This window comes from Dolichospermum sp. UHCC 0406 (assembly GCF_009712025.1).
Taxonomy (GTDB): domain Bacteria; phylum Cyanobacteriota; class Cyanobacteriia; order Cyanobacteriales; family Nostocaceae; genus Dolichospermum; species Dolichospermum lemmermannii.
Window position 1 is genome coordinate 28819 of sequence record NZ_VILA01000007.1, and the last position, 15357, is coordinate 44175.

Genomic DNA, 15357 nt, shown 5'->3' on the forward strand with positions numbered 1-15357 from the left:
CAATTTAAAATTGAAAATCAAGAAAATTAGAATTAAGTCATCATTAACCGTAAGTTTGAAGTCAATATGTTTACATTGGGTTCATGAAGCATTTGACCGTGGGTTCCAGGTACAGATATCACCTTGACGTGATTTTGAGTGTATGCCTGCCATCCCCAGTCCGGTAAGTCGTAATCAGTAAGCGTTTGGAGTTCTCGCACCAGTATTTCCGGCACGTCTTCAGCGCGGAATAAAACAATCGGGGCAGAAATGGGATGAGCAGGCTGATAATCTACGTAATTGAGCGTCTGTACTCTCATAATTTGCATATTAGTTTTAAGTAAATCAAGGCTGGCGTGTTCCGGTAGGACATTATGACGGTATAAATAATCTGCCGCCAAATCCCAACGGGCTTGGTCATCGCGTTGAGCCGCTAAATCAGCGTATTCTAAACCGAAAGAAACTCCTTTTAAAGCTTCGATTCGTTGGATTATTTGCCAAATCCAATCAATATCTGCTCTATTTTTGAAATGTTCCGGATTAGAAACCAATCCCGAATCCAAGATAGCTAGTAAACTCACCTTTTCACCTTGCTGCTCCAGTTGGGAAGCTATTTCAAAAGCGACACTACAACCGGAAGAGTACCCCAGCAATATATAAGGTCCTTGGGGTTGTTGTTGACGTAATTGGGCAATCAGTTGACTTGCGTGGTCAGCTACTGAGTGAGGAAGTATGCTCAGTCCGTCTCTTCCTGGTGCATCGAGTCCATAGACAGGATGTTCAGTGCCTAAATTGATTGCCAAATCTCGAAAATAGAAACCGTGTCCGTTGGAGCCAGATACGCAAAATAGGGGGGTGGCATCTCCTAGAGGCTGAATCGTTACTAAATCAGGATTTGACTCTTGAATCTCCCTATTACCTATGTGTTGTGCCAGTTGAGCAATAGTAGGATTCTGAAATAAACTTTTCAAGGCCAGTTGTTGTCCCAACTCTTGTTGCACAAGATTGAGTAATTTGACTGCCAATAAAGAATGGCCGCCCAAATCGAAAAAGTTATCATGAATGCCAATTTTTTGACGTTCAAGAAGAGCAGACCAAATTTGCGCTAATTGTGCTTCGACTTTGTGGCGCGGGGGTGTGTATGCAGCTTGAACGCTAATATTAGGAACAGGTAAAGCTTTCCGGTCAATTTTGCCATTGGGAGTTAAAGGTAACTTGTCCAATACGACAATTTGAGCAGGAATCATGTAATCAGGTAAACTCGATTTGAGGTAATTTTTCAAATCACTGCAAAAATCATCATCAATTCCCGTTACATAAGCAATTAAACTTTGGTTATTCTCAGTTTTATTTACAGTTACAACAGCTTCTTTAACTAATGGATATTGTAATAAAAGTGATTCAATTTCCCCTAATTCAATCCTAAAACCCCGTAATTTTACCTGCTCATCCATGCGTCCTAGATATTCTAAATTGCCATCATCTCTCCATCTTGCTAAATCCCCAGTTTTATAAATTCGCTCAACTTGACTGAATAATTCCACTTCAATAAATTTTTCGGCAGTAGTTTCAGGACGATTCAGATAACCTCTAGCTAAACCCACACCCGCAATGCACAATTCACCAGGAATACCAGGGGGTAATGGTTGATGATGTCTATCTAAAATGTAAGTGCGGAGATTAGATAACGGTTGACCAATTAGTGGTTTTTTCCCATCGGGTTGACAAACAGCTATACTGGTACAAACTGTAGATTCTGTTGGTCCATAACCATTAAAAAAACTTCTTCCTTTTGCCCAACGGTTAACTAATTCTTTGGAGCAAACTTCACCAGCAGTAATTAAAATTTGCAAATCAGGTAAGGTGGCTTGAGGTAACAAAGATAAAACTGAAGGTGGGATAGTAAGATGAGTAATTTTGTGTTCAGTTAAAAAGTCAATCAGTTCTTGACTAGGTAACAAGGTTTCTTTTTTTGTTAGATACAAACAAGCACCTGCAGAAAGAGTAGGAGCAATTTCCCAAATGGAAGCATCAAAACTGAAATTAGCAAACTGTAGTACACGACTTTGGGGTTGAATTTGCAAAATTTCATCAACTGCCAAAATTAAATTTACCAGTCCTTGATGTTCAATCATTACCCCTTTGGGTTTTCCCGTTGAACCAGAGGTATAAATGACATAAGCTAAATTATCAGGCGTACTTTGAGGACTGGGATTTGCTGTTGATTCTTCAGCCAAATTTTCTGCATCTAAACAAATTACTTGCGGGGAGTTTACCAGTTCATTTAATGGTAATTTATTTAAGATCAAACTTTGGGTTAACAATATAGATATCCCAGAATCTTCTAACATGAATTGAATCCGTTCTGGGGGATAATTAGGGTCAATCGGTACATAAGCACCACCGGCTTTGAGGATACCCAGTAACCCAATAATCATTTCTAGTGAGCGTTCAACACTAATACCAATTAAGGTATCTGGTTGAATTTGGTGATTTTTCAGTAAATAATGCGCTAGTTGGTTGGCTTTTTGGTTTAGTTGTTGATAATTGAGGATTTCCGATTCAAAAACTACAGCAATATTATGAGGATTTTTGGCAACTTGTTCTGCAAATAAATCAACAAAAGTTTTATCTTGAGGATAATCAGTTTGAGTTTGATTCCAGCGTTGTATTTGTAGCAGTTCCGTTGCTGTCATCAAAGGTAAAGTATTGATTGATTGGTGTGGATGATCAATAATTCCCTTCAGCAGCACTGTAAACTGTTCCGCCATGCGTTGGATAGTACCCCGTTCAAACAAGTCTGTAGCATATTCCCAAGAGCAATTCAACTGGTTGTCAGATTCGGTTACTAACAGCGTTAAATCAAACTTAGCGATCGCACCCTTGACTCCCAGCAATTCAGTATCTAACCCTGATAAATCCAAATCTGGACTAGCATTATTTTCCAGAGTAAACATGACCTGGAATAAAGGGTTATAGCTCATACTGCGTTCTGGTCGTAACTTTTCTACCAGCACATCAAAGGGAACGTCTTGATGAACATAAGCATCTAAACAAGTTTGGCGAGTTTGTTGTAAAAACTCAATAAAACTTAGCTCTAGTTTGATTTGCTGACGCATAACCAAAGTATTCACAAAAAAGCCAATTAACCCTTCAGTCTGGCTATGGGTGCGGTTAGCAATGGGAGAACCAATACATAAGTCTTCTTGCCGACTGTAACGAGATAGTAAAATGCTCAAAGTAGCCAACAAGGTCATATATAAACTTACGCCTTGCTGTTGGCTAAAAGCATTAACAGCAGCAGTTAATTCCGGTGTAAGAGCATAGATATAGCGATCGCCTCTGTAACTTTGCCGTGCTGGACGGGGATAATCTGTAGGTAATTCCAGTAATGGGGAAGCATCACCTAGTTGATGTTTCCAGTAATTAATCTGCTTTTCTAATACTTCTCCTTGTAACCAGTGGCGTTGCCAAGTTGCATAGTCACTGTATTGAATCGGTAAAGGAGCAAAATTCGGGGTCTTACCTTGAGAATAAGCAGTATAAGCCTGCCATAACTCCCGCAAAAATACTCCCATTGACCAGCCATCACTGATAATGTGGTGCATATTGATGGCCAAGACAGATTTTTGCTCCTCCAATTGCAGCAGTTTAGCTTTAAATAAAGGGCCAGTATTTAAGTCCAAGTGTTGTTGTGCATGAGCGTCAATTAAATCTTGGATATTTGGGCATTGGGTATCTAAATCAAGCTCTCCCTTGTTCCCAGTCCCTAATTCCCGGCAATCTTGTACTGTTAAAACTGCGATTTCGTCTAAACTGCGGATGGCAACTTGTGGTTGTCCGGCAACTGTGGGAAAATACATCCTCAGACTCTCGTGCCGATTCAGCAGATCAGCCAAACTAGAATGTAGGGCATCAATATTCAGGTTGCCGTTCAGTTGTAAAGCGATCGGCATATTGTAAGTAGCTGATGACCCTTGGAGTTGTGCTAATAGCCAGAGACGTTGTTGAGCAAAGGACAGAAGCTTGGGAGAGTCAGCACTTAAAGCCGGAATTTCCGCTGTAGAAACAGCTTGTGTTTTAGCAGCTTTCAAGAAAGCGAGAATATCTGCCTTCTGGTCTTGAATTTCCTGCTTGAGTTCAGCAGTGAGGGCGTTTTTGCTAGTACGAATCCGTAACTTATCATCTTCAGCCCAAATTCGGCAGCCCATGTTCTGCAAACGCAGCATTAAAGAAACTATTTGCTGATTTTGTGTTATGGTCATAGTTCAATTTCCTCTTCGTCTGAGTTTAAAGGTTGTATATCTGTGGTTGTCGAATTAACCCAAATGCAGCTATCTATATAATTTGCCAAGTCAATGATAGTAGGAGACTCAAATACTTGACGCAGTGGCAATTCTACTTTGAAAGTGTCACGAATGCGGTAGCAAAGTTGGGTAGCTAATAAAGAATGTCCTCCCAAGTTGAAGAAGTTATCTTGTCGGCCTATGACCTCATATTTCAATAACTTCGCCCAAAGTTGAGCCAGCAATTTTTCGGTCTCCGTTACAGGCAACTCAATATCTGTGACTGCAACTTTTGGATCTGGTGCAGGTAAAGCTTTTCGGTCTACTTTGCCATTATGTGTCAGTGGCAGTTTGTCCAAAACAACAAAATGACTGGGAATCATATAATCAGGCAGGGTTTTCTCTAAAAAGTCCCGCCATTCTGCTAATAAAGCTGGATCAATTTGATTGGTACGATATTGCAACGGTTGATTAGCGTAATTTTGCCAAGGTTTCAGCCGCCAATTGCCTTTTGTCGCAAATCTTGGGATTTTGTCTTCTTCAAAGATATGCCGTTGAAAAACAACATCGTAATCAGAAAATCCTGTGGAGCTATATTGGATAAAAGCCTTATAGGGCAAATCTCGCGCTAAATTTCGGAATGCTTCCGGTTCTATCCCTGATTTCACTTGGGCAATTGCCGCTTTTAAATCTGTGACAGTACCATCTAATTGAGGAATTTGTGCTAACAACGCCATTTCTGAAGTTAGACGTGCATTAGGAATACTCTTAATCCCTAGTAAATCTGGTTGCTCGGTTGTTAAAATTCTCTCAATTGTTGCCAGATTTAACTGTTGTTCTTGCCAATCTAAGCATTGAGGTTGAGTTAGGGGAATATCTACTTGATCTAAATGTAAAACAACATCATAACGAAAACGACTCATTTCCGTATGACTGTAACCCCGTTTTAATTCAATTTGGACGTGACTAATCCGAGAAAATCTTTGCTTGAGAGCGATAAAGAAATCAGGGTCAATCAGCAATTCTTCTTCCGTGCGAATCCTGTTTTGAATTTTTTGGCGCAAGTCCTGAATTGATAAGTCATCAGGGGCGCGATAAAATTCTGTGGTGGTGTGGAAAGCTGCTAATAAATGGAGATTTCGCACGTCCCCAATCAATATTTTTCCCTGATGGCTCACAGTTTTGATTGCCCCTGCAATTACTAACAACAAGTAATCTAAAGAAGGGAAATACTGAATTACAGAATTAATGATTACCAAGTCATAAACATTGGATTCAATGCCATCAAACTGGTTAGCAGCACTTTGTTTTAAAGTAACTTTGTTTTGGAGAGATTGCTGTTTGAGATGTTGTTCAATATACTGCAATCCGCTCGATGCAAAATCTGTACCTAAATAATGTTGACAATGGGATGCAACTTTAAATAATAACATCCCTGTTCCGCAACCAATTTCCCAAACTCGTTTGGGTGCAAGTTCTAAAATTTGCTCAACTGTTGTATCACGCCATTCTTGCATGGCTGATCGCAAAATTGGCTCTCCTGTGTAGCTATCTTTCCAACCTGCAAGATTCAAAGTTGGATCATCGGTTGGTGTTGTTTGTTGAGTGTAGCTATCATTAAAAACTTGTTCCCACAATTCTACCTGTTCACTTTGGCTGGTATAGTCGCCTTCTGTTGTGGGGACAACATAAGTAACTAGACGTTGATAGCATTCGCTGTCTTCCCGCACCAAAACAACCGCTTCCTGAATTTTGGGGTGTTTGAGTAAAGATGCTTCAATTTCACCTAATTCAATCCGGAAACCCCGCAATTTGACTTGGTGATCAATCCGTCCTAAATATTGCAAATTACCGTCAGGTAGCCATCGGGCTAAATCACCAGTTTTATAAATTCGCTCAGTTTTACCAAATAATTCTAATGTGATAAATTTTTCGGCAGTTAAATCGGGACGATGCAAATAGCCCTGTGCTAAACCTGCACCCCCAATGCACAGTTCCCCAGGAACACCGGGGGGCAGGGGTTGATTAGCATGATCTAAAATATAGATGCGAGTGTTGGCGATCGCTTTGCCAATGGTAGGTTCGTGCTGGGCATTTTTGGCAACTTTCGTAAATGTTGAATAAGTTGTGTCCTCAGAAGGTCCATAGAGGTTATAAACTTCTTGTACAGATGTATTTTGATATAAAGCTTGTACCAGGTTATTTCTTAAGGGTTCACCCGCTAAATTAATAACCTGTACACTGGACGGAATTACATTCATATTCAGGAGTTCAGCCGCCGCACTCGGTACAGTATTAATCAAAGTTATCGGGATCGAACTCTGATGTGCTTGCTCAATGTAGAGCGCATTTTCCACCAAAATTACACTCCCCCCTTGAGTCAGGGGGACAAAAATTTCAAAAATGGAGAGATCAAAACAGATTGAAGTTGATGCTAAAACACCTGCAAGCTGTTCTGTACTAAAGACTGAATGCGCCCAGTTTACGAATGCTACCGCACTAGCATGGGCAATAGCAACGCCCTTAGGTTTGCCTGTAGAACCAGAAGTATAAATTACATAAGCTAAGTCATCAAAATGAATGAATTTTTGAGGATTCTCTGTTGGGCTATCGCTCCAGGTGGGTTGATCTAAAAATACTAATTGGCAGGTACTTTTGAGTTTTTCTAAGGGAAGTTGCTGTGGCAGAGATTTCGTTGTCAGTAATACCGCAGCATGACTATCTTCGAGCATTAAATGAATGCGTTCTTGGGGATAACTCGGATCAATTGGTAGGTATGTACCACCTGCTTTGAGGATCGCAAATATGCCGATCAGCATTTCCAGCGATCGCTCCATGCAAATCGCCATCAATGGGGGATCAGATAATTGTTGCTGACTTTTGAGTTGCAATAAATAATTTGCTAGGCGATTCGCTTTTTGATTGAGTTCTTGATAACTCAAGCTTTGATCTACCGACACTACTGCAATTTGATCGGGCGTTTTTGCAGCCTGATTTTCAAACAAACTCACCAAAGTATGATTTTGAGGGTAATCTGTCTCAGTTTGATTCCAAACTTGCAGTTGTTGGATTTCTGCGGGGGTGATGATGGGTAGCTGATAAATCGGTTGTTGGGAATTTTGAACTATTGCTGTGAGCAAAACTTCAAAATGTGCCGCCATGCGCCTAATGGTTGAGGCCGCAAATAAATCTGTGGCATATTCCCACATACAGTGTAGTTGCTCGTCTCTTTCGCTCAAATCCAGCAGGATATCAAACTTGGCAAATGGGAAACTTTGTTCTAAGTATTGAATCTCCAGCCCTGGTAAATGAACCTTCGCCCCTGCTCCAACCGCATTTTGCAACACCATCATCACTTGGAACAAGGGATTGTGGCTGAGACTGCGTTCTGGTTGTAACTTTTCAACTAAATACTCAAAAGGAATGTCTTGATGAGCATAAGCATCTAAGCAAGTTTGGCGAGTTTGTTGCAGTAACTCACTAAAGCTTTGCTCTGACTTGATTTTGCTTCGCAATACTAAGGTATTGACAAAAAAGCCAATTAACCCTTCTGTATAGCTATGGGTGCGATTAGCGATCGCAGAACCAACACATAAATCCTCTTGGCGGCTGTAACGGGATAGTAAGATATTAAAAGCAGTCAACAGGGTCATAAATAAACTCACCCCTTGTTGTTGACTAATAGCTTTAAGTTTCTGAGTCAGTTCTTTGCTCAAAGAAAATTCTTCCCGCTCACCTTGGTAACTTTGTTGCGCTGGACGGAGATAATCAGTGGGTAATTCCAGCAAGCGAGGCGCATCCCCTAGCTGTTGTTGCCAATAATTTTCTTGAGTTAATAAGGTTTCCCCTTGTAACCAACTGCGCTGCCAAGCTGCAAAATCACTATATTGAATCGCTAATGGTGACAAGTTCGGCACAGATCCCGCAGCATAAGCAGTATAAGCTTGTTCCCATTCTCGCTTAAATACTCCCATGGACCAGCCATCACTAATAATGTGGTGCATATTAATTAGCAGGACATTTTTCTGCTCACTCAGTTGCAGCAGTTTCGCTTTGAACACTGGACCAGTATTTAAGTCAAAGGATTTTTGAGCGTGAAGATCAGATAAATGTTGCACAGTTTCCCCTTGAGTTTGGGGAGGGAGTGCTTGTAAGTCGGCAATTTCTAATACTTCTATATCTTCGACATTTTTAACTACTACTTGGGGTTCTCCCTCCAAAGTAGGGAAATAAGAGCGTAGACTGCTATGCCGTTCTAGCAGATAAGTTAAACTTTGCCGCATAGCTTCTAAATTTAGGTTGCCATCTAGTTGAAAGGCCACTGGCATATTATAGGTAGAAGAAGTTCCTTTCGCTTCCAGTTGAGCGATAAACCAAAGTCTTGATTGGGCAAAAGACGGAGTTTTTGGTTCATTTTCTGGCTGGGGTGAAATGGGAGGTAAAGCAACACTCGCAGATGCTTGATCAATTTCCCTCGCTAACTCAGATAAAATGTTTTGCTCAAATATCTTACGAACAGGTACTTCTACCCCGAAAATATCACGAATTCGGGTAACTAATTGAGTTGCTAACAGGGAATGTCCACCTAATTCAAAGAAGTTATCAGAACGACCAACAGATTTAACTTTTAATAAACCTTGCCATAAACTAGCGAGTAGTTCTTCTGTGGGAGTAACTGGTATTTCCAAATCAGAGGAAGTAGCAGTATCTGGTGCTGGTAATGCGCGGCGATCTAGTTTACCATTAGCAGTCAGAGGAAATTGATCCAAAACCATAATCTGGCTAGGAATCATATAATTTGGGAGGCGATTTTTGAGGTATTCTCTCACTTTTTCAGCTACATTGGCGGATTTTTCTGTTGCCATAATATAAGCTACTAATCTAGGATTATTATCAATTTCATACAAAATGACAACAGCTTCTTGAACTAATGGATGTTGTAATAACAGTGATTCAATTTCTCCGAGTTCAATTCTAAAACCCCGTAATTTTACTTGCTCATCAATCCGACCCAAATATTCTAAATTCCCCTTAGCATTCCATTTTGCTAAATCACCAGTTTTATAAATGCGCTCAGTTTTACCGAATAAATCAATTTCCATAAATTTTTCGGCTGTAATTTCAGGACGATTGAGATAACCTCTAGCTAAACCAACCCCAGAAATACATAATTCTCCTGGTATTCCTGGAGGTAATAGTTGATTGTTTCCATCTAAAATATAGATATTAGCATTAGGTATTGGTTTACCAATTGCTGGTTTTTCGCCATTGGGTTGACAAAGATAAATAGCTGCGGTCACAGTAGATTCTGTTGGACCGTAGCAATTATATAAATGTTGTTCTCTTCCCCATTGACTTACTAATTCAGCCGGACAAGCCTCTCCTCCAACAGTTAAACATTGTAAATCAGGGAAACTCGCCTTTGGTAAGACAGATAAAGCTGAAGGTGATAAAAAGCCGTGAGTAATTTTGTGTTCAGTTAAAAAGTTAACTAAGCTTTGACCAGGTAACAAAGTATCTTTATTGCCTAAATATAAACAAGCACCTGCTGATAAAGCAGTCGCAATTTCACCAATAGATAAATCAAAACTAAAAGACCCAAATTGCAGTAAGTGGCTGTAATTTTGAACTTGAAAAGTTGTAGTCCAGGCTAAAGCTAGATTGACAATTGCCCGATGTTCAATCATTACCCCCTTGGGTTGTCCTGTTGAACCGGAAGTATAAATAACATAGGCTAAATTATCAGGCTGGCTTTGAGAATGAGGATTATCTGTTGTTTCTTGAGCAAAATTTTCTGGATCTAAACAAATAACTTGAACAGAATTTTCTAAATTATCTAAAGGTAATTGCTCTAATAAAAAACTTTGTGTTAGTAATACCGATATCTCGGAGTCTGCTAACATAAACTGAATCCGTTCTTGGGGATAATTGGGATCAATTGGTACATAAGCACCACCAGACTTGAGGATACCAAGTACACCAATAATCATTTCTAAAGAACGTTCAACAGCAATACCAATTAATTTATCTGGTTGAATTTGGTGATTTTTTAGTAAATAATTAGCTAATTGATTGGCTTTTTTATTCAATTGTTGATAAGTTAGCTGCTGAGATTCAAAAACTACAGCAATATGATCAGGATTTTTAATAACTTGTTGTTCAAATAAGTCCACTAAAGTCTGATCGCGGGGGTATGATGTTTGAGTTTGGTTCCAATTTTGTAGTTGCTGAATTTCTGTTTCTGTCAGCAAGGATAGAGTATTAATTGGTTTATTTGGATGATCAATAATTTGCTTCAGTAGAACTTCAAAATGTCCCACCATTCGTTGGATTGTTTCAGATTCAAATAAATCAGTCGTATATTCCCATTCTCCTGTTAAACCTTGCGGTGTTTCTCGGAAAATTAACGACAAATCCAACAAAGTCGTTGTATTTTCCCATGTAAATGGGGTCAGGGTTAATCCATTGGTTGACAATATTTCTTGAGTTTCATTTTGAAAACCAAAAACAACTTGAAATAGGGGATGATGAGAAAGCGATCGCTCTAATCCCAGTTCATCAACCAGTTTTTCAAAGGGCAAATCCTGATGATCATAAGCATCCAGAGTTACTTGTTTGACTCGTTCCAGTAATTCTTTAAAAGTTGGATTCCCTTGTAGATTAGTTCGCAATGCTAGAGTATTGACAAAAAAGCCAATTAGTGACTCTGTTTCCTGGCGGTTACGATTAGCGATCGCTGAACCAACTACAATATCTTCTTGTCCAGTGTAGCGTGAAAGTAAGAGCGTAAATACTGTCAATAAAGTCATAAACAGAGTTGTTCCTGACTGTTGACTTAAATGCTTCAACTGCTGAGTTACATCCTGATCAAGTTGCAAAAACTGACTACTTCCCTGATAGGTTTGCGTGGACGGGCGGGGTCGGTCTGTCGGCAATTCTAACAGCGGCGGAACTGCGGCTAATTGTTTTTGCCAGTAATTGAGTTGATTTTGCAAAACATCGCCCTGTAGCCATTGTCTTTGCCAGTGGGCAAAATCCGCATATTGCAGCGATAATTCTGGCAGGGGAGACGATTCTTGTTTACAAAAAGCAGTATAAAGGGTGAACAATTCCTGACGGAAGATTCCCATTGACCAACCATCACAAACAATGTGATGAATGACAAGCAACAATAAATGGGATTGGTCAGCTAGTTGCAACAACTTTACCCGCAGCAAAGGCGCATTTGATAAATCAAAGGACTGTTGTAATTCTGTTGTAGCTAAATGCTGGGCTTTGCTTAACTGATCTTCTGCTGTTAATTGTCGCCAGTCCAGCACTTGCATTTTCATTTGCGGATGAGGATGAATCACCTGTATAGGTGACTCATTGATCACACAAAAATTAGTACGTAATACTTCATGACGGTGGACAATTGCTGTTATAGCTTGTTCTAAAGCATTGATATTCAGCAATCCGCTAATTTGCCAGAAAAATGGGACATTATAGACGCAGTTTTCGCCTTCTAGTTGGTCAATAAACCACAGTCTTTGTTGAGCAAAAGAAAGAGGCAAAAATTGATCCCTTGATACTGGTGTAAGCTGTGGAGATTGTTGTTGTTTTTTTAGTTTTTGTAAGACTAATTCTCGCTTTTCTGGTGAAAGATTTTCCAGCCGTTTTAGTAAATCGCTCATATAAGTAAGTAGGGTTTGCTGAAAAAGTTGTCTGTGAGGGCTAGGAGTCAGGAGTCAGGAGTCAGGAGTCAGGAGTCAGGAGGAAGAATTAGAAGAAGAGAAGAATAGTATTGAATCTATTCGACATATTTTCGCTCCTGGTGATTTGATATTTAGTATCATCAAATTGCTAAATTAAATTATCAAATAAATTATCAAAACATTAATGCTTGTGTTACCTCTTCATCTGATAACCCATCAACTTCGCCTAAAATCTGAGCGAGGGCATCATTTTCTGCTTGTTCAATTTGTTGTTCCATAACCTTTTGGGCAAGTTCAGCAATTGTGGGATTCTCAAATAAATAACGTAAAGGAAAATCTAGAGAAAAGGCTTCTCTTAATCGAGAAATCACTTGAGTAGCGAGTAAAGAATGTCCTCCTAACTCAAAAAAGTTATCATAAATTCCCACCTGTTTTAATTTCAAAACTTCAGTCCAAATTGTTGCTAATTCTTGTTCTGTAGCCGTGCGAGGCAGCACAAAATCAACCTCTACATTTCTTTGGAAACCTTCGGGAATAGGCAAACCAAGGCGGTTGACTTTACCATTAGGAGTGAGGGGAAATGCTGCCAGAACTACGAAAGCAGTAGGTATCATGTAATCTGGTAGCTTTTCCTTGAGGAAAGTTCGGAGGCTGCTAGAAGTAGGTGAATTATCCTTCGTAACCAAATAGGCTACTAGGAATTTCTTCCCTGACTCATCTTCCCGTGCAATAACTAGAACTTGTTTGATGTCAGGATTTTGCATCAAAACTGCCTCAATTTCTGCCAATTCAATCCGAAAACCGCGAATTTTTACTTGGGTATCAATTCGACCGATAAATTCCAGATTTCCATTAGGTAGACGGCGGACTAAATCTCCGGTTTTGTAAAGGGTATCTCCTTGAATAAAGGGATTAGGAATAAACTTTTCACTGGTTAATACGGGCTGATTTAAGTAACCCCTCGCAACACTCGCACCACCCACATAAAGTTCACCAGGGATACCAATTGGCACTCGATGTAAATTTTCATCTAATATGTAAACTGTGCGATCGCCAATGGGTTTACCAATAGGAATAGAATGGATATTTTCAGTAATTTGTTTAGGAATGGCATAACAACAGGTAAATACTGTACATTCTGAAGGTCCATAACCGTTAATTATTTGCGTTTCTGGCAAGATTTCTAAAGCGCGACGAACATGATCTACAGAAATAGATTCTCCCCCAATGAGTAGTTGTTTAACTCCCGATAACCCTTGTGGCATTGTATCAATCATCAGATTGAAGAAAGCGGAAGTTAGCCAAAGGATATTAATTCCTTGTTCTTGGATAATGCGGGTTAAGCCTGCTGGTGTGGGAATTTTCTCTGGATAAAGCACACAACGTCCACCGTAAAGTAATGATGGCCAAAGTTCTAGCGTGAGTGCATCCCAAGAAATTGATGAATGTTGTAGCCAAATTTTTTCTGCATCAAGGTGAACATAATCAACTTCAAACATAAAACCCATGAAGCTACGATGAGGAACTTCTGTACCTTTTGGTGTTCCTGTCGAGCCGGAGGTATAAATGATATAAGCTAAATTTTCTGGATTAACTTCACTGTTTAAATTGTCTTGTTTGTATTGGGCAATAATTTCCCAATCTGTGTCAAGATTCACCACAGTTTGATTATTCAGTGGTAGTCCATTTTGTAAATGAGTTTGTGTTAGTAAGATCGGTGTTTGTACATCTGCCACCATGAACTCTAATCTTTCGGGAGGATAAGCTGGATCTAGGGTAAAATAAGCCCCACCAGCTTTGAGAATGGCCAGAATACCGATGACCATTTCTAGGGAACGTTCAACACAAATTCCCACTCGGACTTCGGGTTTAACTCCCAGTGATTGCAAATAATGGGCTAATTGATTGGCGCGGTTATTTAATTCTCGATAAGTTAAATGTTGTTGTTCATATATAATTGCTATTGCATCAGGGCTTTTTTCTACCTGTTCTTCAAATAAAACATGAACACATTTGTAATTAATAGTATTTGTTGCTTGTTGATTTTCTAGCAGCATTAATTCTTCTGCTTCGGCTGCACTCATTAGAGATAAGTCAGAAATATTTTGTTGTAAATTAGCTGCCATTCCTGTTAGCAATGTCAGGAAATGTCCAATCATGCGAGCAATTTTCTTGTCGTCGAAGCAGCTAGTATCATAAACAATTCTGCCAGCTAATTGCAAACCAGGATTAATAACTATCGTTAGCGGATAATTTGTGCGTTCAAAACAACTAATATGACTAATTTCTAAAGTTTTTCTGGTCTCTTGTGGGGAAGAATCTAATGGATAATTTTCAAAGACTAAAAGACTTGCAAATAGTGGCAATCCGGGGAGAATATCACTCTGATTTTGAATTTCTGCGAGAGAACAATAAGCATACTGTTCTTGTTCTAATGCTTGGGTTTGTAATTGCTTGAGCCAGGGTAATAATTCTGTCTTGTTGGTAACTTTGACTCGGATGGGGAGAGTGTTAATTAATAGTCCTACCATTGAGTCTACTTGCTCCAGGGTCGGTGGACGACCGGATACAGTTGCACCAAAGATGACATCACTTTCCCCACTGTAGCGGGAAATTAATAACCCATAAGCTCCCTGTACCAAATTATTCAAGGTTAAATGGTGCTGTCTGGCCATACCTTGTAATTTTTCAGTAACAGTTGGCGATAATTGGAAATGCTGCTCATGATATGTTCCCTCTCCCCTATTTCCTCCCAACAAGGTAGGAGTTTCAAAACCCTGGAGAGTTGTTTGCCAAAATCTCTTGGCTTGATCAATATCCTGTTGTTGTAACCAATCAATATATTCTCGATAGGGACGAACAGGTTGGAGGTATAAATGTTCGCCTCGCTGTTGTGCTTCATAGAAAGCTAAAACTTCTTTGAGGATAATCTGCATTGACCAGCCATCAAATAGAATATGATGATGACTCCAAATAAGTTGATAGGTCTGCTCTGTTAATTGGATGAGGGTGAAGCGCATTAAGGGAGCAATACTCAGATCAAATCCTTTTTGGCGATCGCTCAACAAAAAATCCTCTAAGTTATTTTGTTGTTCATCAGCTGTGAAATTTCGCCAGTCTATTTTCATCCATGGGATATCCACTTGCTTACTTACCATTTGCAAGGGCTTTTCTATCTCCTCCCAATAAAAAGAACTGCGTAATACTGAGTGTCTCGCCACAACTTGTTCCCAAGCTTTTTGGAACGCGGGAAAGTTCAATTCCCCAGAGAGGATACAAAGCAACTGCTCAAAATAAACTTCTGATTCGGGTGCATAAAGGGTATGAAACAACATCCCTTGTTGCATGGGCGAAAGTTCATAAAGGTCTTGGATATTTTGCATGAAATTACCTCTGAA

General features: G+C 39.7%; 3 protein-coding genes. All 3 read right to left on the reverse strand.

Annotation, left to right across the window (positions count from 1 at the left end; translation table 11 throughout):
- Nucleotides 1-32: 32 nt before the first annotated feature.
- Nucleotides 33-4244 (reverse strand): non-ribosomal peptide synthetase, encoded by a 4212-nt coding sequence (locus FJR09_RS07300; protein WP_168654056.1) that lies wholly within the window; start codon nt 4242-4244, stop codon nt 33-35.
- Complete coding sequence (locus FJR09_RS07305; protein ID WP_168653490.1) at nt 4241-11938, reverse strand: non-ribosomal peptide synthetase; 7698 nt, start codon at nt 11936-11938, stop codon at nt 4241-4243. Before FJR09_RS07305 ends, FJR09_RS07300 begins: the two co-directional genes overlap by 4 nt.
- Nucleotides 11939-12132: 194 nt before the next feature.
- Nucleotides 12133-15342 carry a non-ribosomal peptide synthetase gene (locus FJR09_RS07310; RefSeq protein ID WP_015078977.1) on the reverse strand — a complete coding sequence of 1070 codons (3210 nt, stop codon included), beginning with the start codon at nt 15340-15342 and terminating at the stop codon, nt 12133-12135.
- Nucleotides 15343-15357: the final 15 nt, after the last annotated feature.